A 25,457-nucleotide genomic window follows, 5' to 3' on the forward strand; every position below is an offset into this window, starting at 1 on the left:
GGATAATCAATGAAAGATGAATACAGTTTACTTAATAATGTAGAGATAGATTTATCGCAATATATGATAGAAGAAGTTAGTGAACTTGAAAAGAAAAAGATGATGAAAAAGTTTATGAAATCTAAAAGTAAAAGAGTCTTTTGGGATAAAAAGAAGCTCTTAGCAGCTGTAGCAGCTTTGTTTTTGGTATTTAACCTAGGTGTACATGGGGATAAGGTTTTGGCAGCTGCAGAAAGTTTTAAATATAATATTGATACTTGGCTAAGACTTGATAGTGGGGACAAGTATTCAACAAAAATTGGGGAAACTCTGCAGGGAAATAATACTAAGCTTACTTTAAATGAGTTTTTTACTGATAGTTCAAGAGTTATTATTAACTTCAAAATTAATAAGGGCGTAAATGAAACTGTGGATAATAGTGGGAAGCTAGTACCTGATGTATATATTGATGGAAAAAAGGTAGAAAGAAGTTCTGATTATATTGGATATGCGGTAACACCGGTTGAAGGAAAAATGGATGAAAGTAATGCAATTATTGAGATCGAGGGAAAGGATCTTCAATTAAGCAATAAAGAACATATAAAGTTAGTATTTGCAGCTTTAGCAAAGGAATGTGGAGTTAGTGACTCAGAGTTCACTTATAGTTTTGATTATGATGGAACCAGCTACAAAAATGCTTCTAAGGTTATTAAAGTTAATAAAGATATAATAATAGGTGAAAGTAAACTTTCCATAGGAGAGGTTACTGTTACTCCTGATAGAGTACTTATTTCAGGTACTTCAAAAGGTTTTAGTGGATGGGAAACAACCAAAAATGTAGATTATTATTATGATATAGTTGACGAAAACAATAAGTCACTTCCAATGAAAGAGCAAATAGGGAAAGGTGCATTTTACTATAGATCTGGAGATTTTAAGGATGTAACTAAACTAAAGATTATTCCATATACCTTTAATAAGATAGCTAATAATACTACGGATGTTGATGGAGATGGTAGAACAAAGTACATTCTGGAAGATAAAATCATCACAGTTGAATTGAAATAGTAGGGGGTATAATCTAAGACTAACTTAATAGCATAAGTAATTGAAGGTAATAGCCCTAGCCATTGTTGTAATTGGTTAGGGCAATTTTTGTAAGGAGAAATAAAATTATATACAAATTTAACCATAAAAAGTTATAATTAACATTAGTTGGGATGATATCAATGAATATTCTAAATAGATAATTTTGAAATAGGTATCTATACAGTTGAAAGTAGAGGGATTTAGAATGAGCAAATTTATAGAAGAGTTATGTAATCACTATGCAACAGAACGAAATTTCAGTGGAGTATGTATGCTTAAAATTAAGGGGGAAACTGTATTTGAAAAAGCATATGGTTATGCAAATAGAGCATTTAAAATAAAGAATGAAGTTGATACAAGCTTTGATACAGCATCAGTGACTAAAGTTTTTACTGCGGTAGCTATCTTACAACTTGTTGAACAAGGGAAATTGAGTTTAGATAATAAAATCGCAAATATAATTGATCTGAAGGGGACAAAAATTCCGGATGATGTTACGGTTGAACAATTATTAAATCATACATCAGGTATTGCTGATGATGCCGACGAGGAAGCTGGAGAAGACTATGCAGCACTATTTATCCATAGCCCCAACTATGCAATACGAGAATGCAAAGATTTCTTGAAAAACTTTGCTTATAAGGATCCTAATTTTAAGGCAGGAAGTAAAGTTAGATATTGTAATTGTTCTTTTATACTTCTTGGTCTTACAATTGAAAAAATAACAGGAATGAAATACCAAGATTATGTAGCTGAAAATATATTTGAAAAGGTAGGTATGCCTGGAACAGGGTTTTTCTCTATGGATGAGGTTAATGAGAATACAGCAGAAGGATATATAAATATTACAGGAAAAGATGGAAATATCATTGGCTATAAAAAGAATATTTACTCCTATCCTCCAATAGGAACAGCTGACAGTGGCGCATACACTACTGCAGAAGATTTAAATAGATTTTTAGTTGCAATTCAGGATGGTACACTTCTTAATAAAGAATACTCAGATATACTAATGCATCCACACTGTAATTTTTATGAGTCAAAAGAAAATAATCAAATACCAGGACTATCTAAAAGAAATGGATACGCATTTGAATTTTTTATTATAAATGATGGAAAAGAGCCATTTTGTATTTATAAAGATGGTTGTAATTACGGTGTAGCAGCTATGTTTTCTTACTACCCAGAAAAGGATATAAGTCTTGTGCTTTTATCCAATCAAGATTGCAATGTTTGGGCTATGAGAAGAGAGATTCAATTGGAGATATATAAGAAGTATTACAATATATAACGTAAAGTAGTATAGATTATAATTGATTTTATAGGAGTTTATTTGTGATAGAATTTATTTACAAGGTAAAACTTGTGAAGTTTTCTCGGCACCTTATGACATTGAATTAAAAAAGGCTGGAATTGAGGGAACAAAGATAGTAATACCTGATTTAAGTATAATATGTGATAAAAATGGATTTACAGAGACAAAGTATATAGGAGTACCATCATTAATAGTGGAGATACTTAGTCAATCCAATCAATCTCACGATTTGATAACTAAATTGAACTTATACATGAAATATGGAGTTAAAGAATACTGGATAATTAATCCTATGTTAGAATCCGTTACTATATATACTTTGAATGATGAAGATATGTACGAACAACTAAATATGAAAACTTCAATAGGAGCAGTAAAATCTAAAGTTTTAGAAAATTTTACTTTGGATTTGAAGGATATATTTTAGCCATATAAGATAGCTAAAAATATTAGTTAATAAAACTTATACTTTTGGAAAATTTCAAAAACTGAGGTTCCACTTTGCCATGATATAGTTTATTTAATAATATATTAACTACAAAAGAAAGCAAATCTGTCATAACAAATGGTAGTATTCCTCGCATTAAAATAAAGTGTTTTTTTCCTTTAGCTTTTGCTTCGGGCCAATCTAATCTTCTTGCATCAATAAATCTCAAAATGTTTCACCTCCAGTATGTTTTTATGTAGAATTATAAATAAGACTTTAAAAGAAAAAGTGAAATGATTGAAAAATTGGAGAAAATCAAGGGCATATACTGTAGATCAATATCTTTCAAACCCTATACATGAAGAGGTCGGGATAAGAAGTATGGAAGTGGTACAGCTAAGTTTATCGGAAAAGCCATTAAAGTTTATGCTGAAAATAAAAAAATAAGCAAGAATGCTCTATGTCAAACTTTATATGTAGCAGTGATATTGTCGAATATTTAAATTACAACTAAAATATTATGATATAATAAAAAAAAGCTGTGCTAAATTAATCTAAAAGTGTAAGTTCTGGTGCAATTTAGTATCAATTTAGTATCAATTTAGAAGTATTTAAAATTAATTGAAAGAGAGATGATAATATGTTCAAAGAATTCAAAGAGTTTGCAGTAAAAGGAAACGTAATTGATTTGGCAGTTGGTGTTGTTATAGGTGGTGCCTTTGGTAAAATAGTTACCTCTTTAGTGAATGATATTATTATGCCAATAATAGGTGCTTTAACTGGTGGTATTAATTTCACATATTTGAAATTTGTAATTAAGGAAGCTAGTGGAAGTAAAGAAGCGCTTACTCTTAATTATGGAAGCTTTATTCAAAATATTATTGATTTCTTAATAGTTTCATTTTCTATTTTCCTATTTATAAAATTAATAAATAAACTTAAGAGAGAAAAGAAAGCTGAAGTTGTTAAAGCAGAAGTTAAAACACCTGAAGAGGTTTTATTGCTTCAAGAAATTAGAGATTTATTGAAGAGTAAAGAAGCTTAATTGTCAGCTGATCCAGTAGCAAGAGTTGAAAAACATATTCAGCAAAATCTAAGTGGCAAGGGCTTAAATTATTAGAACTACTTAAATTTAATTTTGACAGCTATATTTTATGGATGTACAACTTCGTAATAAAATTTATATTTTCAAATTCTCCTCTTAGAACCTAGAGGAGTTTTGAAAATAGATTTGTGATCGAAGTGGTACATCTCTATATGCATTCGTCCATGTTTCTTGTGAATATGGGCGAATTTTATTATTAATTTCATTAGAGTAAGTATTTATAAATTCAAGGAAAACGTGTATTTGGATCAATCCTGTTCTTAAGCTTTTGGTTACCGGTATTAAAAAAAATTAAATAAAAGAACGAAAAATACGATAATAGGAATAGTATAATATTTTTATTTTTAGTAGGAGAATATAGATGAAAAACGGAAGAATAAAGCTAATATCGGGAATACTTGTTTTTATGAGTTTAATTGTAAGTTTTAATGTGATATCTGTTGCAGCAACTACAACAGGTACAGATGAAAATGGTTTTACATGGCAGTCTGATGATGGAGTGACCTATTCAATAACTGGGTACAATGGTAGTGATACAAATATTATAATACCAAGTTCCATAGATGGACATATAGTTACAAGTATAGGAAGTAATGCTTTTAAAAACAAATCATTGACCAGCGTAACAATTCCAAATACGGTTACAAGTATAGGTGGTTTTGCATTTTATTATTGCTCGTCACTTGTAAGTGTAACAATACCAAATAGTGTTACAAGTATAGGAGATAGTGCATTTGCGTATTGTATATCACTTCCAAATATAACACTTCCAACCAATCTTGGTAGCATAGGAAATTCTACCTTTCAAGATTGCAAAGCATTTACAGAAATAATAATTCCAAATAGTGTTACAAGTATTGGAACTTATGCATTTTTGGAGTGCAATTCTCTTACTAGCATAACAATTCCAGATAGTGTAATACGTATTGGTGAAGGTGCCTTTAAGGACTGTAAGGTTCTTAAAACTGCTGTAATGCCTGATAGTGTAACAAGTGTAGGAAATTATTTATTTTACAACTGTCAAGCTTTGTCAAGTGTAAGGTTGTCAAATAATCTTACCAATACCGGTGATTTTATATTTTACAATTGTTTTGCTCTTACAGGGGTTACACTCCCAAGTAGTCTTACGAATATTGGAAACAGCGCATTTGAAAATTGTACAGCTCTTACTAATATAACAATTCCAAATGGCGTGACAAGAATTGGATACCGTGCTTTCATTATGTGCAAAGTTCTCGCAAACATAACAATTCCAGATACTGTTAAAATAATAGATTTTAATGCATTTGCACACTGCTATGCTTTTACAAATATAATAATTCCAGACAGTGTTACAAGTATTGGTGATTATGCATTTTACTATTGTACATCTCTAACAGAAATAACAATTCCTAAGAGTGTTACTAATATTGGCTTTTTGACATTCGATAGTTGTAATTTAAATTTTAAAATTAAAGGGGTTCTAGGGTCTTATGCACAGATTTATGCAGTTAGTAATGCTATAACATTTCAAGAGCTTCCCTCAATAAATCATACAGTAACATTTAATAGTGAAGGGGGAAGTGAAGTAGAAAGTAAAATAACCGATTATAATACTACAATAACAGAACCGATAACCTCTATTAGAGCGGGATATACTTTTGATGGATGGTATAAAGAAGTAGAATGTATCAATGCTTGGAATTTTGCAAGCGATACAGTAACAGCAGATACAATACTGTATGCAAAATGGAAAATAAATAGTTATAATATAAGTTTTGATAGCCAAGGTGGAAGTTTAGTAGAAAGTAAAACAACAGATTATAATACTACAATAACAGAACCCATAACATCAATTAGAGCAGGGTATACTTTTGGTGGATGGTATAAAGAAGTAGAATGTATAAATGCATGGGATTTTTCAACAGATAAAGTAATAACAAATACAGTACTTTATGCAAAGTGGATAGACTTATGTGATATAGACAAAGATGGAACGATAAGTATGTTAGATGTAGCATTAGTTGCAAATAACTACGAGATAAGAAATACAGAAGCAAATTGGAATTCAAGCTTTGACTTCAATAAAGATGGTGTAGTTGATATTTTTGATTTGGTATTTATTTCTAAAAAGTTATAATATGATAGTTCTCAGTAAGTTATTATTAATAATAAAATAAGTTAAATTTATAAAAATTTAGTGAAATAAAAATAAGGAGCTGTGCTTCAATAAGAAGCAAGTAATGCTCCTTATTTTTTTATGCAAAAGAAAATATAATACTATAATTTTTAACTATCTACTTTAAATTTTCCTTCAGAATAATATTCATATTTCACTACCAGATTATAATGTCCACACCTATTGATGGTTCTTTAAAGAATAAATAAATTATTTTTATAATATATTTATTGAGTAATAATTTAATTGGGATGGGAGCTTATGGAGAGCAGTATAGATGTATGTATCAGCTTTGATACTACAGGTTCAATGTATCCATGTTTAACACAGGTTAGAAGAACTATAAAACAAATAGTTACTAAATTATTTTCTGATATTCCTAGTTTAAGAATATCTATAATAGCTCACGGAGATTATTGTGATGCTGAAAAACCTTATGTGATAAAAATAAAGGACTTTTCAAGTGATGAAAAGGAGTTAATTGACTTTATTACAAAAGTGGAACCAACATATGGCGGAGATGCGCCTGAGTGTTATGAGTTAGTGTTAAATAAAGCAAGGACGAGCCTTTCTTGGAAATCAGGAACCTCCAAGGTATTAGTTATAATTGGGGATGATGTACCACATGGACCTAATTATCCTGCAAATATAAATAAAATCGATTGGAGAAATGAATTAGGGCTTCTCTTGGAGAGCGGCATAAATGTTTATGGAATTCATGCTATGCCAGGAGTAAGAAAACATTCTAAACCATTTTATGAGGAGATAGCAAATAAAACTGGTGGTTTTTACTTAACCTTAGATCAGTTTGCAAACATACAAGATTTAATAATGGCTATATGTTACAAACAAGATGGGGAAGACAGCCTTATGTCTTTTGCTGAAGAGCTTAAGTCAAAAGGTAGAATGAATTACAATATTAAAAGTTCTATACAAAAACTAAGTCATAAGGAAATAGATGATTATGTAAGTGAAGATGGGTTAAACCCTGTACCTGATGGACGTTTTCAGGTATTAAATGTAGACGAAAATCAAAGTATAAAAGAATTTATTTTAGAGCAAGGAATATCTTTTAAGGTAGGTAGAGGCTTTTATGAGCTAACCAAAACAGAAAAGGTAGGCATTAATAAAGAAATATTGTTGTATGAAAAAGAAACAGGAAAGATATTTAATGGTGCACAGGTTAGGGATATGCTGAGACTTAGTCCACAGGAAAACGTAAAAGGGGTACTGGAAACCTTGAAGCCTGTGTTAATGGATAAGTACAAGGTATTTATTCAATCTACCTCCTATAATAGAAAGCTTATGGCTAATACTAGTTTGCTTTATGAAGTAGAGGATTGGGATAGATAAAGTTTATTAAACCCATGGCGTTTTTGCCATGGGTTTTGAATTAAAATTTTTTATAGGCAGTGTTTCGAGCTATCATTTCTATAAATTTTGAAAATGAGATGGTGATTAAGAAAGGCTTAGCGTATAACTCCTATGCGTTAGTAAATTAATATCAGAATCGAGTTGGCACATAAATAGATAATATTGTGGAAATGTATTGACATATACAATTTAATTGTATACAATTAAAACATCGATTAAACAACAAATCACAAGTTGATCGATAGATTCTTAAAATTATATTCATGAATTTTAATTTTTACAAAATTTAAATATTTTAAGTTTATAGGAGGAGTCAATAATTATGGAGATTAAAGCAGTTAGATTATATGAAGGTGGATTTATGACACAAGATTTTGCCTTTGGAGGAAGTGCAGACAAGAGTACACTTGATGCAAGTAAGACATACCAATCAAGTCTTCAAAACTTCGTTATAGATACAGGAAAGGAAGTTATTTTAGTTGATACAGGGGTTCCAGCAGAAACTCCAGATATGCCGCCTAGAGAAGGACAAAAAATTTATCAAGGACATAAGATAAAAGATTATTTAGCGGCATTAAATTCTATTGGATATATGCCCGATCAAGTATCAAAAATACTATTGACTCATAAACATCCAGATCATTCTGGTGAGCTTAGAAGCTTTCCAAATGCTAAAATATATCTTTCACCAGCAGAGGCAGATGCTTTAAAATTGGATGGTGAAAATATTGTGAGAGCTGAGTTTAAAGACGGCACATATCACAATTTTGATAGTAGTGAAAAAATTGCAGAAGGGGTATATTTGATATCTGCTCCAGGGCATACTTATGGAAACTGTATTGTAATAGTTGAAAAAGAAGGATTATTTTATATGATTCATGGTGATGTAACATATACTGATGCTGCATTGGTAGAAAATCAGTTGTCTGTAGTATTTGAAGATAAGGAAGCTGCAAAAATTACTCTTGAAAAGGTAAGAGAATTCATTAGCAACAATCCTACTGTATATCTTTCCACTCATACTCCTGAAGCTCTTATAAGCTTAGAAGAAAAGAAAATTATGAAATTATAAAAAGGAGTATTTTATGATACAAAATATAATAGCAGTTTTGGTTTTTCTAGTAGCAGCAGAACACATTTTTATAATGTTGCTTGAGATGTTTTATATAAAATCAGCAGTAGCTAAAAAAGCTTTTGGGGTAGATAGTAAGCTACTTGAAAGAAAAGAAGTAAGAGTATTATTTGCAAATCAAGGCCTATATAATGGCTTTCTGGCAGCAGGTTTATTTTGGAGCTTTTTTGTACCTGAAGCAATGGTAATACCTTTAAGAATTTTCTTTTTAGCATGCGTTATTATAGCAGCTTTATATGGTTCTATTACTGCTAATAAAAAAATCATAATAAAGCAAGGTGGTTTGGCAATACTTGCTATGATTATACAAGTTGCCAGCATATAACAGTTTTAAATTATACAGTTGAAAATGGATATTGTATAAAGCCATAAATTATAAAAAACCATGCATAAATAGAGAAGTAGTTCCTATATAATGCATGGCTTTATTGCTTTAATAATTACTTTCAAGTATTTGTATGGGTGAGAATTGTACTCTTTCACAGTTTCTTTGAAAAAATTTTGCTAGTACGATTAACAAATTGTATTCCATTCTTTCTGCGTGTATATACTAAGAAGGATTGACTAATTTTAAAGTACAGTACTAACACCATTTACATTAGCTTGTTCATCTTCTTCAATAGGTATAACAATGCATTTTTTTCCATCAATTATCTGTGATTTTATTTGAGTTACTTTTTCAGGTTTTACCTGAAGTACAATATCATAGTTCTCAGCAGTATTTTTATCTAATACTATTTCAGAGTCGGTATTTTGTTCTAAAGTAACCTCGGAATCTACTTCAGAATTAATATCTGAATCTACTTCTAGATTAGAGTTTGGATCTGTTTCTGATAGGATATCTGTATTTGCATCCAGAGCTATTTCATTTTCTGATACTAATTCAGCTACTTGCTTCGTTTGCTCAAGTCTTTCCTCTAATATACGTACTTTTTTTTCAAGTCTTTCTTCCTTTTTTCTCTGCTCATTTGCAGCAAGTACCTTTTTGTCAATTAAATGTTCTACTACAGGAGGAGTATCACCGAATTCTTCTGTGTAGGACTTTTCAATTTTTTTAGTAATTTCTTCAGGAATTCCGTTTTCAACCAAAACATCTTGGATATTATCTATAGTCAAAGTTATAGGTTCAGCATCCTTACCGTTAATGGCGTTGTTATCTTCTACCATAGTATTAAGAGTATCTTGAATTTCCATGAAAATACGCTCTGATTTTTTATCATCACTGCCAAGTGCTCTCTGAATGATAGTATTGAAGGTTTCTTTTTGTTCAGTAGCAGTTTGTTTTGAACTACAACCTAAAGCTTCTTCCATAAATTCTGGATGTGGATTCTTTGCATTTTTTGTGTAGTACATAATAGAATGAATATCAGCACTACGGTCTGTAAATGCTGGAAAGACAAATCCAAGATCTGGAGCGCCAACCACCCAGTCTCTAATACGAGCTCCGATTCTATTTTCATCTTCGAAGTATCCAAGCCCTGGTTCTGTAAGTTCAACTGGGCATATTGCACATAATACATATTCATATACTTCTTCAGACTCATCTAATTTCCCGTTGTCAGTGGTTTTGATAATAACATCGTAAGCATCATGGAAAACAAGTATTAGAAAGTTACCTGTGTATTCATAACTATCAATAATTAAGTCGTAAAATTCATCAAGCAGTACATCATTTTTTAAGGCACTTCTTTTTAATTCCATTAGGGAAAGTTGTCTACTGCTTATATTATTTCCTTCTTCAACTGGAAAATTAAGTTCAAGAAGATTATTACCAACAGTTCCTGATAAGGTCTTTTTAGCAATCTCCAAATATTTAAAGAACTCTTCCTCTCTTAGATTCAAAAAAGTTTCTCTAAATTTTAATACTACATTTTTTTCTCCATCAACATAGCAGCCACACATTTTGGTAAAAGTACAATCGTCCTTTTTTAAACGTCTTTTTAATTCTAATATATCTTTTTTATTCATGATAATACCTTTCTTTTGCTAAATATTTGATTTAGTAAGTAGTTCTTAAATTAAATAGATTATTTTGGTGTTTGTTAATAATTAAAATGGAAAATATATGGTAAATATTATTTTATCTAATAATAGTATATTGTTCAATGGACAAGTCTGCAAGTGATTAAATAATTGAAAAAATCACATAAAGACAAAAGAATATTTATTAAGATGGTTTATGCATTGGATATTTGATTAAGGCAAAGTAAATAATAACCTTTATTAAGTAAACTCATAGAGGTGTATTATGCAAAATATAGTATGGTTTATTTGTCTAGCTATCATCGGAATACTTAGTGCCAGCTACGCTATATATATGAAAAGACACATTTATAAAGTATCAACATTTTTGGTGTTTTATTTATTCGCGGCAAGTATTGCCTGGAATGGTGAATTTCTCGTGCTTGGTTTATTTAATTCTTACGCATACAAAACCGGTGTGGTTCAGGATATATGGGCTCAAAACCTGTTAGGGCATTTGATACTCAATACTACACTTTATCCGGCTGCAGCAACAGTGATGGTAGCTTTTTCACTAAAGTACGGTTGGATCTCCTTTGTTGCAGTTCTTTTTACAGCAATAGAGTATGTATTTGTAAAACTAAGGTTATACGAGCAACACTGGTGGAGATACTATATGACAATTATTGCAGTTGTGGGGATTTTATTATTTGACAATAAGTGGTTTCCTAAAATAAATAAAAAATGCTATGGATTAAATAGGGTTATAACTTTCTTTTTTGTAGCAATGATAATAGTACATATTCCAGCTCCAATTTTGCTGCTTATGAGAAAACAATATTATCATATTGGATTTATAAATAATTTCTTTGGTGACTTATATTTATCAAGCATTATAATTATATTTTTCTATCATTTAATCGAATCACTTCTTTTAGTAGTGTTCACGTGTATACTTAAAAAATGGTATTGGAGTATTCTACCGTTTATTATTTCTATTACGGCTCAAAGCATATTTTTAAAAATGGGTATATTGGTTATAGAAAACGGATGGAATTTTGTTTACACGTTAATTCTTTATGACATTTTTATAGCAATATTTATTTTGATTGAAAAATACACTGTAAGACCAGAGAAATATTAACTAAAAATAATCTGTTGAATAATTTCAGCGGACTTATTTGGGGTGATGTTTAGAGTTAATTACCTATTAAGTGGTTAGCGCTTTCATTAAAAATCAATATTATGCTACTTCTAAAAAACGATTATTCAATAAGGATAATCGTTTTTTTACTGTAAAAAAGGTATAAGATTTTTATACTTGATAAACCTAGATACTTTATTTATAAAAGTATATGTACAAATTTACTTGGCATCAGTTGCAACTTATTAACATATTATGGAATTGGGAGAATAACATTAGCAATTTTTATAGGAGTAGATAATTAAATGAATCTAAACAGTCAATCTTTATTTTATCCACCACAGCCTGACAATCCTAATGATAATGATAGAAATTTTCTGTCCCAATATGCGTTGGGAGAAAGAGGGAGGTCTGTAGACTTTAATTTTGTTAAGAAAATTATGTCTCCACCAGAACAGATAACAAACTATGCTAAACCAGGCGAATTTAAAAATGTAAAAGTTGCTATATTAGGTGGTGGACTAGCAGGACTTTCTGCAGCTTTTGAATTAAGGAAAATAGGTTTTGATATTACAATTTATGAAGCCTTAGAAGACAGAGTTGGTGGAAGAGTATATACATACTACTTTAATGAGCAGGAAAATTTATATCATGAATTTGGACCAATGAGAATACCTGTTACTCATGAAACTGTATGGCATTATTTAAACTTGTTCAAGCTACCAACTAGACCTTTTATACAATACAGCGAAAATAGCTTTATATACTATAGAAATGCAACAGCCAGAAACGATCGAAACGGCTCTAATGTTATGAAAAATATTTATCCGAAATTTGACCTGAAGCCGAATGAACGAAATACAAACTGGCAGAGATTGCAGGAAATCGCTTTAGATAGTCACTTGCTTTATGCTTCACCTGAAGTAAGGGCTGAAACCATACAAGTGAAGCCTTATTATAATGAAAGAACACTCATGTGGAGTGATAACTCTAGTATGAAGATGATGGAATCAACTGGATTAAGTCAGGAAGCAATCGCACTCGTTTCAAACTTTTCTTCTTTACTTTATGGAAACATATATAATAGCTATGTTGATTTTATTGAAGAGAGTTATCCAGCAGATCTGGCATACTTGTACGAGATACCTGGTGGAATGATGAATTTTCCAAAGGCATTTATCAAATCTTTTAATGATCAAAATCCAACAAAAGAGTATCTTGGTATAGATAAAACAGAGCTTGGTAAGGTAGAATATAAGTCTGGCTGCTGGGTTAACGATATAGGCTTCGATAATTTAAGTCAAAATGTAGTTATAAATTATGAAAACACAAAGCTTAAAGACAATTTGAAAGAAAAATTTGACTATGTAGTATGTGCCATTCCATTCTCATCACTTAGAAACGTTAATATTGATCCTTTGTTTAGCAATCTGAAAATGAGAGCAATTAGAGAAGTTCATTATACTCCTTCACAGAGAACCCTGCTCTTATGTAAGGAACGATTCTGGGAAAAACAAGGTATTGTTGGAGGTGGATCTTTTACTGATCTTCCAATTGCATCAATTTGGTATCCTTCAGATCATGCTAAATACATTAATAGTTCAAATAGCATAGGAAACCAACTTAATAATCTGCCATCTAACGAACCAGGAGTACTTTTAGGTTCATATAATTTTGGGCAAGATGCTATTCGCTTTAGCAATCTTCCTGAAGAGAAATTATTTAGTGAATTAAAAAGAGAAATTGAAATGGTACATGGCCTGTCTGTGGGGTATCTTGATAATATAATTGAGGGACATAAGACAGTTGCATGGGATAAAGAGCCATCATTTAGAGGAGCGCTAACCTTTTTTCAAACTGAACAAAAGAGATTATTTTCATATACAATGACTCTTCCTGAGTATAACAATAGAGTGTTTTTCGCCGGAGAACATGTATCTGCAGTCCATAGATGGATGCAAGGAGCTTTACAAAGTGGGATGAAGGCTGCTAATGATTTAACGATATCTTGCAAAATGCATGGCAGATGAATGGAATATTTCAATTTTTGAGCAATTGATACTATTTTAGTATCAACTGCTTGTTTTTTTTGTAGGATTAAATCTAATTAATTGATACAAATTATTATTAGAATGGTCTATTTCATATATGTTGAATTGAAATTTAAATAATATTTTGCGTTAAAAATTTGATAATTGAAAAAGTAAATGTATAGTTTTTGCAATTATCTCAAATTAATTAGTGAATTAATTCCTCCTTAAAAATTCATAAAGATACAACTATTTAGAAACCGTGTTATAATCATCTAGGGGCAAAATTAAAGGAGGCACATCTTATGGATAAAAAATTATCAAAAGATGCATATGGTGGCGTAGCTGGTAAAGACTATGTTCCTTATATTTCTACGGGATCTAAATCTGGTGGAAACGTTGTAGTGTTAACAATCGGTATTATATTAGCAGTTTTATTCGCAGCATCAACTGCCTATTCAGGCATGAAATCTGGTCTTACTGTTGCTGCAGGTATACCTGGATCTATAATAGGTTCTGGTTTTATAGCTGCATTTGCAAAGAAAAAAGGTATACTAGGTAAAAACTTAGTACAAGGTATGGCAAGTGGTGGAGAATCAGTTGCTAGTGGTGTAATTTTCGTATTACCTGCAATTCTTTTAATAGGAGCTAAAGTTAGTTTTATTGAAGGTTTTGCAGTGGGAGCAGCTGGAGTTTTATTCGGTCTTGGAATAGCTTCACTTGTTTACAACTACTTAATCGTTGAAGAACACGGTAAGTTAATGTATCCAGAATCAATGGCTATATCTGAAACACTTGTTGCTTCAGAAGGTGCTGGGGATTCAATGAAATTCATGGGGATTGGTTTTGGAATAGGTGGAATTATAACTGTTATAACTAGCTCATTCTTGAACTTAGTTAACAATGTTGTAAGTTATGTAAATGAAACGTTCTACAAGTGGAAGTTTGAAATTGAGGTTAATCCTCTATTATTAGGTATTGGATTCATAGTTGGTATGGAAGTTTCTATAACAATGTTTGCAGGAGCTTTATTATCTAACTTTGGTATTATGCCTTTAATAGGTTATTTTGCTGGACTTGGAAAAGATGGCGTAAACGTATGGAATAATCCAAGTGTTGCTATAAACGCAATGCAAGTTAAGAATATTGCTGGTAGCTATGTAAAATACATCGGAGCAGGTATGATGCTTTCAGGTGGTATAATAGGTGCTATAAAGCTTATCCCTACTATAGTTTCTTCTATAAAAGAAACCCTTAACGCTAAAGGATCAAAGGGTGGTAATGGTTCATCTGTTGCAAACATACTATTACTTGGTGGCATAGTATTAGGTTTTGTAGCAGGATTCCTAGCATCTGGTGGTAATGTAGCAATGGCACTACTTGGTGCAGTTTTATCTTTATTCTTATCATTACTATTTGTAATAGTTTCAGGTCGTTTAACTGGTACTATAGGAACTTCAAACCTTCCTGTATCAGGTATGACTATAGCTTCTATAGTTGTTGTAACATCATTATTTGTTGCAATGGGCTGGAAAGATGTTGCTAGTAATAAGGCTCTACTTTTATTTGGTACATTTATAGTTACTGCTATATCAGTAGCTGGTGGTTACTCACAATCACAAAAGGTTACATATATAATAGGTGGAGATAAAAAGGAAATGGACAAGTACTTTGCTATAGCTGGAGTTCTTGGTGTTGCAGTGGTTGTTGGTACAATATTATTACTTTCAGGCCAACTATCAATGACTGGAGACAATGTTCCATTTGCTTTACCACAAGCTAACTTAATGTCAACATTAACTGCTGGTATAATGTCAGGTCAATTACCTTGGGTTATGATATTTGTTGGTGTTGTTATGGGATTATTCTTATTCCTATTAAACCTTCCTATAATGGCAATAGCTATAGGTTTCTATTTACCAATATCTACAACTACTATAATCTTAATAGGAGCATTAGTTAGATTATTTGTAGAAAAGACTTCTAAGTCTGAAAAAGATAAAGAGGCTAAGGTTTCTAATGGTATAAGCTTATCTTCAGGACTAGTTGCTGGAGGTTCTATACTAGGACTTGTAGGTATAATATTCCAAGTGTCAGGTCTTCTAAAAGGTACTGAACCAACTGGATTCGCAGGTACTAATGGAATGGCATTTATAGTACTAGCTGCTTTAGTAATAGCTACTATAATACCTATAATGAAGAGTAAGGCAAAAGATGTTAAATAATAATGAAGATGTTTTAAATATAATATATAAAATATCCGACTCAATTGAATATGAGGTTGATGAAGAAGGCGTTGTAACTATAATGATAAAACAAAATCATAAGGTCCAAAACTTCTTTAGAAAACTTAAATTCAGAATTCCGGAGTATAGAAAACTTTCTCTAGATGAATATGGAAGTTGGATATTTTTACAGATAGATGGCAAGAAAAGTGTAAAAGATATCGGGGAAAGTCTAGAAGTAAAGTATGGTGATGCAGTTCACCCGCTTTACGAAAGATTATTATTATTCCTAAACCATATAGACACTAATTGTCACTATATAGAAAAAATAAATTTATAATACATCTGCTGGCACTTTCTAATTAAGTGACAGCAAAACATAAAAGGTTCACTGAAGTAATATTATTCAGTGAACTTTTTTGCATATTTGCATGAGGAAACTTATAGGTAAATAATCTTTTTCCAACACCTCTTTAAGTAGTTTTAATAAATTTTTATAAGTGATATGGTAAAATATGTAGTAAACATACATAAACAAAATCGGAAACTATATAATATAGCATATGGTTTTATTAATAAGATTAATATTTTTATGTGAAAATCAATATTAAGGAAGTGTGTGGGTTTGATTAAGGAGAAGTATGCCAATAAACCAGGTTGGACAAGAGTCTTAAAAAGAAAATTTACCACGAGATATTTCAAAAATGATGATTTTGAAGGATATGTATCGGTAACTCGTATAGAAAAAGTAAGAGAACCTTTAATTAAAAACATGTTAGGAAAAGATTATTGTTTAGTGGATGATGGGTACATATGGCTTGAAATAGTGCCTTTTAAAGGCAATTATTGCATGACCACCATGTATGATAGTAATAAAGAAATAGTACAGTGGTATTTTGATATTACTAGAAAAAAAGGTCTTACTGATGAGGGAATTCCATTTTTTGAAGATCTATTTTTAGATGTGGTTGTATTGCCTGATTCCAATGTCCTTCTACTTGATGAAAATGAGCTTAAGGATGCATTTGATAAAGGTGAGATAACACAACAGGAATTTGATATGGCTTATACGGAAGCTAAAGAAATCATGAATAATATTGCAGTAGATGTAAATAAGTTATCAGATTTTAGTAATAAATATTTAAATGAATTTTTTTTAATGAAATAAAATTATATTAATTCTTTGCGTAAGCTCATTAAGGATGAACAACTCTACTCCTAAAAATATTAAAGTTAGTTAAGTCTAGATACTTCAATGGTTTTAGGAGCTTTTATGTATATACAATGAAAATATAAGTTGAACTTTCAACTAAATTAGGATATGTTATTAGTTGAAAGTTCAACTAATAATTAACTGTTATGAGGGAGTAAAATGAAAGAATTAGATTGTAGAGTATTGAGATTTTTAGGAACGATATATAGGGCTACAAACTCCAAAGCCGATTATAAATATAAGCAGTTTGATCTACAAAAAGGGCAATATATGTTTTTGACTAGAATTTGTGAAAATCCAGGAATTAATTTTGTAGACTTATCAAATATGTTAAAGGTTGATAAAACTACAACTACAAAAGCGGTTCATAAGCTTATTGAGATTGGTTACTTAAATAAAGAACAAGATGAAAAAGATAAGAGAGAATACAAATTAAATCCTAGTAAAAAGGGATTAGAAGTATATGAATTTATACTTGAAGAAGAAAGAAAACAACTTGAAATATCCTTAAAAGGTTTTAGCGAGGAAGAAAAGAGGTTAGCTACTGAATTAATAGTAAGAATGAGCGACAATATAGAAGAATATTGGATAAAATAAAGAACGAAGGATAGTGGAAGCATGAAAAAGTTATTAAGTATGATGTTAAGATTAACACTAGGATTTTTCTGCTGTGCAGCAGGAACTGTAATGGCTTTAAATTCTAAGCTTGGGCTAAGTCCATGGGATGTATTCCATCAAGGCTTAACAAACGTAATTGGAATAACTATTGGACAGGCTAGTATTTTAGTTGGGATAGTTGTAGTAATTATAGCAAGTATATTAGGAATTAAAGTTGGACTCGGAACTATTGCTAATATGATAGTAATTGGATGCTTCATTGATTTGATAATATATATTAAGATCATTCCTGTTTGTAATAATTTAGTTGCAGGAACAATAATGATGATTGGTAGTTTGTTTGTAAGTGCAGTAGGTAGTTATTTATACATAGGATGCGGCATGGGGTGTGGACCAAGGGATGGGCTCATGATTGCGTTAGTGAAGCTTACTGGTAAACCTATAAGCCTAATAAGGTTTTTCATTGAGATGGGAGCTTTAATAATAGGTTGGTCTTTAGGAGGTTTTGCTGGAGTTGGAACCTTTATAACTGCCTTTACAGTAGGATATTGTGTTCAAATGGTTTATAAGATATTTAAATTTGATGTAAAATCATTAAGTCATAGAAATATTAAACAAGGGGTTATATATATTAATCAGTGTTTATTAGGATAAAGTTCATGATGAATATAGCATAGAAATGATATGGCAAAATATTGTGTGAGCATCTTGGAAGCAAGCCACCAAGTAAAGCACTTAAACTATAAAACTCTTACCTAAATTAATAGGTAAGAGTTTTATCATATAAAGATTTTTTTGTCTAATAAAGCTGTTATAATTAAATTTAACTATAAGAGAAATTGAATCCTTTAATACCACAACTAATATCAAAAGAAAATATTGTGGTTGTGTTACTATTTTGTAAAAGGAGGAATACCAAATGATAACTAGTGATATGAAAAAAATACTAGATTATGTGGAACAGAATTTAGATGAAGACTTTTCTTTAAATGACTTGGCAAGTAATTGCAATTTTTCACCTTATTATTGTTCCGTTATTTTTCATAAATATTTTGGTGAAACCATGAAAAGTTATGGACAAAAACGCCGACTTGTTTGTGCTGCGAATGAACTTAAAGATACAAATAACAGAATTGTTGAGATTGCAATAAAATATGGTTATTCATCACAAGAGGCATTTTCAAGAGCATTTTCTTTGATGTTTGGAGTATCACCTAAAAGATTTCGTGAAAATCCTAAGCCACTTGCTGCTTATCAAAAAAATAGTCATCCTCCAATCAAAAACAAGGAGAACACAGCTATGAAAAATGAAACTATTAAAAATGTGCAAAGTCAAATCAAAAGAGATTATCCATTTAAAACCTTACATATTTTAAATGGACTAAATATGCTTAATTTTTTTCGAAAAAATCAGTTGATTAATAAAAATGAAGCCTATGTTCCATTTAATGAAGCTATGTGCTGGGGAGAAACCGCAGAAGAAATTTTCTCGCCGGAATTTATAGAAAAAAGGACTCGTTCTTTAAAATCTACACTTGAAGAATATAAAAAGATTGTTATAGAGCCGTTAAAACCTCTGTTTGACGAAGAATTTGACATTATTGTTTTATGGTTTGGTGATGATATGTTCTGTCAGATGAATTTAATAACGATACTTGCCTTTTTGGAACAAATTCATTTTAAAGGTGATGTGCTTTTCTGCATGGCGGAAGAGCAAACTGATACAATGTTACCTGATGCCTTTGAAATTGATATAGAGAATTATACAGAAATCTATAAAACCATAATGTGTTATAGAAAAAAGTGTGATATAAAGTTGCTGCCGGTTACTTATCAAGCAATGAATTTATATCTTACCTATAGAGAAGAGAATAGTGATATTAAACGTTATATCAAAAATTATATTAATAAGGAAGATCTCATAAAAGATTTACTTACATTATTTCCTCAGTACGGGCTTGGAGATTTACAGTATAAATGGATGATTGAGGAGATTTAATAATAATTAAAATGGGGAGAAATATAAATTATTTCTCCCCTCACTTATATTATATCATATTTAAAAATCTAAATATAGACTGTTTCTTTTTACCCCATTTTGCTAAGATGTTATAGCGATAGTCTTTAAGTTATGATTAGGTTAAGGCTTGGCGCATCTATAATTGAGGTATTGGAGGGGTATTCATGAAAAGGAACGACTTAGAATGGAAACTTGAAGATCAGTGGTTAGAAGCGGTGCTTAAAGAAGCTCGAAAGCAGTTCAATGAAAAGGTGGATTTTAAAGAAAAATTCAAAAAAGATGCAATTGAAACTCAAAGACAACTATGGCAAGACATAGGTTCAGTTTCTATAGCTAATGGGATGGATCAGATTGTAGAGTTTATGGAATTTATAGATGCTATGAAAATCCAAAAGAGAAAGCATGAGTTAACTAGAAAATTCCAAGAAAAATATGAAAGAATAGTTGAATCACCTTATTTCGGAAGAATCGATTTTTTAGAAAACGGAGAGGAAAGAGAGGAAAAGTTTTATATTGGAATCTCAAACCTTACTGATGATAATTACGATTTTCTTGTTTATGACTGGAGAGCACCAGTTTCAAGCATGTTTTATGACTATGAGATTGGAGAGGCTATGTTTGAATGCCCTGAAGGGATAGTGGAAGGTGAACTTACCTTAAAAAGACAGTACAAAATTAGTAATGGAAAAATTGACTATATGTTTGATAGCAATATCAAAATAGATGATGAAATACTTCAAGATATCTTAAGTAAGAACACTGATAATAAGATGAAGACCATAATAACAACAATTCAAAGAGAACAAAATAAAGTGATTCGTAATGAAGAATATAAAAATTTAATTGTTCAAGGTCCTGCAGGGAGTGGAAAGACTTCAGTTGCTCTTCATAGAATTGCTTATCTATTGTATAAACATAGAGATAAAATAACAGCTCAAAACATAGTGATATTTTCTCCAAATGAAATCTTTAATGATTATATTTCTAATGTGTTACCTGAACTTGGGGAAGATAACATGAACCAAACAACCTTTAAGGAATATATGCATAATGCTCTAGGAAATGGACTTAAAAAGGAAAACTACTGCGAGATGATGGAATATATCTTATCTTCAAAGGATGAACCTAGTTATGGAGAAAGAATAAATAATATTAAATATAAAGCTTCAATGGAATTTATAGATGTGCTAAAGCGATATGTTGTTTATGTTGAAAATCTTGATAGAGAATTTACAGATATTAATTTAAGAGGACAATTAATAGTAAGTTCTGAGGAAATAAATAAATTGTTTTTTGAGGATTATTCTAATTTACCACTAAAAAGAAGGCTTCAAAAGATAAGAGAGAGAGTACTTTTCCTTATAGAACCGTATGAAAAGCTTTGGATAGAAGATGTCTCCCATGAGCTAAAAGAGACTGGTTCATATATAGATAAAAATGAAATTAATGAGAAAAGTAAAGCTCGTGTAAAAGCAGAAATGAGGGAGCTATACTATTCAATTGATAAAATGACAGAGTTTGATTTAGTAGATATTTATAAAAAGCTTTTTCAGAACTTAGACTATTTTGCTAAAAGATCAGATTCTGAGTACAGTGAGCAAAGGATACATGAGATTAAACGATATACTTTAGAAAATTTAAGAGGTAAATTATTAAATTATGAAGATCAAGCACCTCTTTTATATCTAAAGGGTGTTTTGGGAGATCTTCCTAAGACTTCATCAATTAAATATGTCATTATAGATGAGGCGCAAGATTATACGCCTTTACAGTATGAAATACTAAAGCAGCTTTTTAGTCATGCAGACATGACCATACTAGGGGACCTCAATCAATCTATAAACCCATTTATGAACGTAGGCGAGTACAAAAATATCGCAAATATATTCCCCGAGGATAATACCTGTATAATAAATTTAAGCAAAAGTTATAGATCTACCATGGAAATTACAAGATTCTCAAGAAGACTTTTAAATAAAGAAATTACTGATGGATGTGTTGAAAGAAGTGGAGAAGAGCCACTATTAGTTGGCTTTTCTAATGATGAAGCAATAAAGGAAAGACTTCTTAGTGATATAAAAATATATAAAGAAAAGGGACACAAATCTATTGGAATAATAACAAGGACTAAAAAAGAAGCTCAAGAAGTATTTAACTTCTTAAAGGATAAGGTTGATGTAAAAGGCATAATGAAGGATGATGACGAATATGTAAGTGGTATTTTGGTAATTCCAGCATATCTAGCCAAGGGATTAGAATTTGATGTGGCACTTATATATAATGTAGGAAATGAAAATTACAAAAGTGAAGAGGAAAGACTTTTATTATACACAGCTTGCACAAGAGCACTTCATGTTTTAGATGTATATTATTCAGGTAAGCTTACACCACTTCTTAATTTTTGATATAATTAATTTAAATAGATAGTATTTTAACTCATGTACAATACACTTAAACGACTGAAAAGGGAGTGAATTCATTGAAGCAGGAATTTAGAGCAATTATAAAGCAAGTTGAAAATAAAGATGCAGGTTTTGTTGAGCCGCCATTTAATGTTCAAGAGGTGTTTGGTTCAAAGCGTGTGAAAGTTAAAGCTACCTTCGATGGTATAGAGTATAGAGGCTCTGTGGTAAATATGGGTGGTTGTTATATGCTTGGATTAACAAAAGATATTAGAAATAAAATTGGCAAAAGCTTTGGTGACGAAATATTTGTTACTATAGAAAAAGATGAAGAAGAACGTATGGTGGAGGTTCCAGAAGATTTTCAAGCTGCAATGAATGGAAGTGAAGCTGCAGTAATTACCTTTAAATCTCTTTCATATACAGGAAAGAAGGAATACGTAACTTGGATCACTTCAGCTAAACGTGAAGAAACTAGAATTGATCGTATAAACAAGTCAGTGGCCTTACTTTCAGAAGGAAAAAAGCTAAGAGGATAATATCACATATAGATAACTATATTTTTGAACATGCTCGAATAATATTTTTAGTTTCTATGAATATATTGTAATTTTGAAAAATATCTTATTAGAGAAAACTGTAATCAGTGAAATAAAATGAAGCATTTATTCAAAAAAATATTATTACCTCTTGTAAAATTCGACAAATTACACTATAATTTAATAGGAAATCATTTTGTAAAATTAAATAGCTTCGATATATCGCCGACATATATGGGTTGGCAGTTTCTACCGGGTGACCGTTAATTACCCGACTATCGAGAAGTTGATTAAGAGTTTGAATTTTTAGTATATAACTCGTAATTAAGTATTTTCGATAGGTTGAGACATTGTTTCAATCTATTTTTTTATTCTTTCAAGAAATTATATCAATAATAAAATTAATTTTTGAACAAGCTTTGGTATTATATTAGATTTAATAAGTTTTTCTAAAAAGAGTAGAAAAGAAGAAGAGTGTAGCACTTATGAGAATTTTTTAAGATAGGTTTAGAAAAAACGTAGGTGGAAACAATACTAATGAAAGTGATCTTATCGAATTATTTAAACATTAGATTTTCTTACAAAAAATATTTTTAGGGAGTTATAGAGATGGAAAAATTTTTCAAGCTTAAACAATATGGTACAAATGTACGAACTGAAGTCATAGCTGGTCTTACAACATTCTTTACTATGGCATACATCATTTTCGTAAATCCAAGTATTCTGCAATTAGCAGGAACTGCGGACAACCCTTTTAACCCACAAGGTATATTTGTTGCAACAATTATATCTGCAGTGGTTGGTACACTTGTTATGGGTCTTTTTGCTAACGTGCCTTATGCATTAGCTCCTGGTATGGGATTAAATGCATTCTTCACATTCACAGTATGTGGAACAATGGGATTTACATGGCAACAAGCTTTAGCAATGGTATTTATCTGTGGTGTTGTAAACATAATTATAACAGTTACAGGACTTCGTAAGATAATTATACGTTCTTTACCATCAGTTTTACAAAAGGCAATTGGTGGTGGTATCGGTCTATTTATAGCATATATAGGTATAAAAGACAGTGGTCTTTTAAAATTTACTGCTGATCCTGGGACATACCTGTTTTTAGGAAAAACTCCTGCAGATGCAACAGTTATAACAAATTCATCTGCTGTACCAGCACTTGTTAACTTCTCAAGTCCTTCTGTACAGTTAGCACTACTTGGAATTATTTTAATACTTGTTCTTATGATTTTAAGAGTTAAAGCAGCGATTTTAATAGGTATTACTTCAATAACTGCTCTAACTTTTATAGAAATTGCTTGTGGTGTTAATCCTGGCGTTTTCGGCTTCCATGCAAAAAATGCACAAGAGTTTTTCTCTTCAGCAAATATATCACTTAGTGGTATAGGAACTTCTATAGGTGCAGTTAAATATACTGCTTTCAAGATGGACTTTGCTGGACTTTTTGCTGATGGCGGTAAGTTACTTCTTGCAATCACTGCTATGATTGCTTTCATACTTACAGATATCTTTGATGCACTTGGAACATTCATCGGTACTGGACGTCGTGCAGGAATATTTGATGCAGAAGACGAAAAGCTTATGCTTGAAGGTAAGGGAGTTAAATCTCGTTTAGATAAGGCTTTATTTGCTGATTTAAGTGCTACAATTGTTGGAGCATTCTTCGGAACATCTAATACTACTACATACGTTGAAAGTTCAGCTGGTATTGCTGCTGGTGGTAGAACAGGTTTATCATCTGTTGTAACTTCAATTATGTTCCTAGTATGTTTAATCTTTGCTCCAGTAATAGGAATTATACCTTCAGTTGCTACAGCGCCTGCGCTTGTAGTTGTTGGTATCCTAATGATGTCTTCAATTGGCGAAATCGACTGGAAAGACTTAAGTGTAGCATCAGTTGCATTCCTAACAATTGCGCTTATGCCATTTGCTTATAGCATAACAACTGGTATTGCATTTGGATTCATAAGCTACGTTATAATTGCAATTGTTAAGAAGGAAACAAAGGGAATACATCCAGTTATATATCTATTCACTGGATTGTTTATATTAAACTTCGTATTATTAGCGATTAGAAATCTTTAATTTAAGATGGACCACTTTGATCCAAAATCTATTTTTAAAACTTTCATGGGTTTTGGTGAGAGAATTTAAAAATAATAAATTTTAATATAAAGTGGTACATTAATATAGTTAAAAAATGCCGTAAAACTTAGGTTTTACGGCATTTTTATTTTGTATAAATATATTTTTCTATTTAAGGATTATTTAATAATTGGTAAATTATAATAAGTTCATAGTCATTGATTGATCACCTTAATCTTAGAGAAAATCTGGATTATCATAAGATAAAAGAGCTTAAGCTTCAAAAGGAAAAGAAACTTTTGCAGAATGCGAAAGAGAAGGTATGAGTTTTACATTGGTTTTTAGATAATTGGCGACATATTCGCTTGTGGTTAAATATGGTATAATTATACTAAAGGCATATAAGTGCTTATTTAGTATGTATTAAAGGGATTAGAGAGGGTATTTAGAAATGAGAAACTTATTCTTAATTACTACAGCAAAACCATCATTCCATGCAATGTCTGTAAGATAACGCAGGGTGATATTTTCATGGAATAATATAGTCACCATGTTCATTCTAATAAGAAGAGAATCAAGTTATAGGCAGATGTTGCATCCTTAATTAATATTTTAATTTTAAGGA

22 protein-coding genes and 1 riboswitch are annotated in these 25,457 nt (G+C 30.8%); of the genes, 20 read left to right on the top strand and 2 right to left on the bottom strand.

The features are described from left to right. Positions 1-9 precede the first annotated feature (9 nt). From OCU55_RS21240 to OCU55_RS21250, 3 genes are all read left to right on the top strand, one after another. On the top strand, positions 10-1,047 hold the full coding sequence (locus OCU55_RS21240; RefSeq protein WP_261854293.1) for a DUF4179 domain-containing protein: 1,038 nt from the start codon (positions 10-12) through the stop codon (positions 1,045-1,047). 226 nt (positions 1,048-1,273) lie between these two features. Next, on the top strand, positions 1,274-2,359 hold the full coding sequence (locus OCU55_RS21245; protein WP_261854294.1) for a serine hydrolase domain-containing protein: 1,086 nt from the start codon (positions 1,274-1,276) through the stop codon (positions 2,357-2,359). 52 nt (positions 2,360-2,411) lie between these two features. Then, complete coding sequence (locus OCU55_RS21250) at positions 2,412-2,810, top strand: Uma2 family endonuclease (RefSeq protein WP_261854392.1); 399 nt, start codon at positions 2,412-2,414, stop codon at positions 2,808-2,810. A gap of 22 nt (positions 2,811-2,832) precedes the next feature. On the opposite strand, the gene OCU55_RS21255 is transcribed toward OCU55_RS21250, so the two are convergent. Continuing rightward, positions 2,833-3,039, bottom strand: a complete 207-nt coding sequence (locus tag OCU55_RS21255) for a hypothetical protein (RefSeq protein ID WP_261854295.1) — start codon at positions 3,037-3,039, stop codon at positions 2,833-2,835. Between the two features lie 68 nt (positions 3,040-3,107). Here OCU55_RS21255 and OCU55_RS21260 point away from each other — a divergent pair, with 68 nt between their 5' ends. From OCU55_RS21260 to OCU55_RS21285, 6 genes are all read left to right on the top strand, one after another. After that, entirely contained in the window at positions 3,108-3,257 is a 150-nt protein-coding gene (locus OCU55_RS21260) for a hypothetical protein (RefSeq protein ID WP_261854296.1), read from the top strand. A gap of 193 nt (positions 3,258-3,450) precedes the next feature. Next, positions 3,451-3,855: a large-conductance mechanosensitive channel protein MscL gene (mscL, locus tag OCU55_RS21265; RefSeq protein WP_261854297.1), complete on the top strand. Its 405-nt coding sequence runs from the start codon at positions 3,451-3,453 to the stop codon at positions 3,853-3,855. Positions 3,856-4,276: 421 nt separating this feature from the next. After that, positions 4,277-6,034 (top strand): leucine-rich repeat protein, encoded by a 1,758-nt coding sequence (locus OCU55_RS21270; protein ID WP_261854298.1) that lies wholly within the window; start codon positions 4,277-4,279, stop codon positions 6,032-6,034. 300 nt (positions 6,035-6,334) lie between these two features. Further along, the gene (locus tag OCU55_RS21275; RefSeq protein WP_261854299.1) at positions 6,335-7,426 is read left to right on the top strand and encodes a vWA domain-containing protein; all 1,092 of its coding nucleotides are present in this window, start codon (positions 6,335-6,337) and stop codon (positions 7,424-7,426) included. Positions 7,427-7,769: 343 nt separating this feature from the next. Further along, positions 7,770-8,519, top strand: coding sequence for an MBL fold metallo-hydrolase (locus OCU55_RS21280; RefSeq protein WP_261854300.1), 750 nt, complete (start codon positions 7,770-7,772; stop codon positions 8,517-8,519). A 13-nt stretch (positions 8,520-8,532) separates the two neighbouring features. Continuing rightward, on the top strand, positions 8,533-8,904 hold the full coding sequence (locus OCU55_RS21285) for a DUF1304 domain-containing protein (protein WP_261854301.1): 372 nt from the start codon (positions 8,533-8,535) through the stop codon (positions 8,902-8,904). Between the two features lie 245 nt (positions 8,905-9,149). Here the strand turns inward: OCU55_RS21285 and OCU55_RS21290 are convergent, their stop codons facing one another. Next, on the bottom strand, positions 9,150-10,547 hold the full coding sequence (locus OCU55_RS21290) for a DUF4317 domain-containing protein (protein ID WP_261854302.1): 1,398 nt from the start codon (positions 10,545-10,547) through the stop codon (positions 9,150-9,152). Positions 10,548-10,827: 280 nt separating this feature from the next. Between OCU55_RS21290 and OCU55_RS21295 the strand changes: the two genes are divergently transcribed. From OCU55_RS21295 to OCU55_RS21345, 11 genes are all read left to right on the top strand, one after another. Further along, positions 10,828-11,685, top strand: coding sequence for a hypothetical protein (locus OCU55_RS21295; protein ID WP_261854303.1), 858 nt, complete (start codon positions 10,828-10,830; stop codon positions 11,683-11,685). Between the two features lie 305 nt (positions 11,686-11,990). Further along, positions 11,991-13,715, top strand: coding sequence for an NAD(P)/FAD-dependent oxidoreductase (locus OCU55_RS21300; protein ID WP_261854304.1), 1,725 nt, complete (start codon positions 11,991-11,993; stop codon positions 13,713-13,715). Positions 13,716-14,020: 305 nt separating this feature from the next. After that, a complete protein-coding gene (locus OCU55_RS21305; protein ID WP_261854305.1) occupies positions 14,021-15,940 on the top strand; it encodes an OPT family oligopeptide transporter in 1,920 nt (639 codons plus the stop codon). Beyond that, complete coding sequence (locus tag OCU55_RS21310; protein ID WP_261854306.1) at positions 15,930-16,280, top strand: PqqD family protein; 351 nt, start codon at positions 15,930-15,932, stop codon at positions 16,278-16,280. Before OCU55_RS21305 ends, OCU55_RS21310 begins: the two co-directional genes overlap by 11 nt. Before the next feature lie 285 nt (positions 16,281-16,565). After that, entirely contained in the window at positions 16,566-17,108 is a 543-nt protein-coding gene (locus OCU55_RS21315) for a ribonuclease FAU-1 family protein (RefSeq protein WP_261854307.1), read from the top strand. A gap of 204 nt (positions 17,109-17,312) precedes the next feature. Continuing rightward, entirely contained in the window at positions 17,313-17,750 is a 438-nt protein-coding gene (locus OCU55_RS21320; RefSeq protein ID WP_261854308.1) for a MarR family winged helix-turn-helix transcriptional regulator, read from the top strand. Positions 17,751-17,771: 21 nt separating this feature from the next. Beyond that, positions 17,772-18,425, top strand: coding sequence for a YczE/YyaS/YitT family protein (locus OCU55_RS21325; protein WP_261854309.1), 654 nt, complete (start codon positions 17,772-17,774; stop codon positions 18,423-18,425). 265 nt (positions 18,426-18,690) lie between these two features. Continuing rightward, positions 18,691-19,770 (top strand): helix-turn-helix transcriptional regulator, encoded by a 1,080-nt coding sequence (locus tag OCU55_RS21330; RefSeq protein ID WP_261854310.1) that lies wholly within the window; start codon positions 18,691-18,693, stop codon positions 19,768-19,770. 185 nt (positions 19,771-19,955) lie between these two features. Beyond that, the gene (gene helD, locus OCU55_RS21335; RefSeq protein ID WP_261854311.1) at positions 19,956-22,196 is read left to right on the top strand and encodes an RNA polymerase recycling motor HelD; all 2,241 of its coding nucleotides are present in this window, start codon (positions 19,956-19,958) and stop codon (positions 22,194-22,196) included. A 74-nt stretch (positions 22,197-22,270) separates the two neighbouring features. Beyond that, complete coding sequence (locus tag OCU55_RS21340) at positions 22,271-22,732, top strand: YdeI/OmpD-associated family protein (protein WP_261854312.1); 462 nt, start codon at positions 22,271-22,273, stop codon at positions 22,730-22,732. A 195-nt stretch (positions 22,733-22,927) separates the two neighbouring features. Then, positions 22,928-23,030, top strand: a riboswitch (purine riboswitch). Positions 23,031-23,341: 311 nt separating this feature from the next. Further along, entirely contained in the window at positions 23,342-24,832 is a 1,491-nt protein-coding gene (locus OCU55_RS21345; RefSeq protein WP_183277052.1) for an NCS2 family permease, read from the top strand. Positions 24,833-25,457 lie beyond the last annotated feature (625 nt).

Origin of the sequence: Clostridium folliculivorans (assembly GCF_024341905.1) — a bacterium.
Classification (GTDB): domain Bacteria; phylum Bacillota; class Clostridia; order Clostridiales; family Clostridiaceae; genus Clostridium_AR; species Clostridium_AR folliculivorans.

Coding starts and splice junctions, on each gene's coding strand:
- OCU55_RS21240 (WP_261854293.1), top strand. CDS start 10: ATGAAAGATGAATACAGTTTACTTAATAATGTAGAGATAGATTTATCG.
- OCU55_RS21245 (WP_261854294.1), top strand. CDS start 1,274: ATGAGCAAATTTATAGAAGAGTTATGTAATCACTATGCAACAGAACGA.
- mscL (WP_261854297.1), top strand. CDS start 3,451: ATGTTCAAAGAATTCAAAGAGTTTGCAGTAAAAGGAAACGTAATTGAT.
- OCU55_RS21270 (WP_261854298.1), top strand. CDS start 4,277: ATGAAAAACGGAAGAATAAAGCTAATATCGGGAATACTTGTTTTTATG.
- OCU55_RS21275 (WP_261854299.1), top strand. CDS start 6,335: ATGGAGAGCAGTATAGATGTATGTATCAGCTTTGATACTACAGGTTCA.
- OCU55_RS21280 (WP_261854300.1), top strand. CDS start 7,770: ATGGAGATTAAAGCAGTTAGATTATATGAAGGTGGATTTATGACACAA.
- OCU55_RS21285 (WP_261854301.1), top strand. CDS start 8,533: ATGATACAAAATATAATAGCAGTTTTGGTTTTTCTAGTAGCAGCAGAA.
- OCU55_RS21290 (WP_261854302.1), bottom strand. CDS start 10,547: ATGAATAAAAAAGATATATTAGAATTAAAAAGACGTTTAAAAAAGGAC.
- OCU55_RS21295 (WP_261854303.1), top strand. CDS start 10,828: ATGCAAAATATAGTATGGTTTATTTGTCTAGCTATCATCGGAATACTT.
- OCU55_RS21300 (WP_261854304.1), top strand. CDS start 11,991: ATGAATCTAAACAGTCAATCTTTATTTTATCCACCACAGCCTGACAAT.
- OCU55_RS21305 (WP_261854305.1), top strand. CDS start 14,021: ATGGATAAAAAATTATCAAAAGATGCATATGGTGGCGTAGCTGGTAAA.
- OCU55_RS21310 (WP_261854306.1), top strand. CDS start 15,930: ATGTTAAATAATAATGAAGATGTTTTAAATATAATATATAAAATATCC.
- OCU55_RS21320 (WP_261854308.1), top strand. CDS start 17,313: ATGAAAGAATTAGATTGTAGAGTATTGAGATTTTTAGGAACGATATAT.
- OCU55_RS21325 (WP_261854309.1), top strand. CDS start 17,772: ATGAAAAAGTTATTAAGTATGATGTTAAGATTAACACTAGGATTTTTC.
- OCU55_RS21330 (WP_261854310.1), top strand. CDS start 18,691: ATGATAACTAGTGATATGAAAAAAATACTAGATTATGTGGAACAGAAT.
- helD (WP_261854311.1), top strand. CDS start 19,956: ATGAAAAGGAACGACTTAGAATGGAAACTTGAAGATCAGTGGTTAGAA.
- OCU55_RS21345 (WP_183277052.1), top strand. CDS start 23,342: ATGGAAAAATTTTTCAAGCTTAAACAATATGGTACAAATGTACGAACT.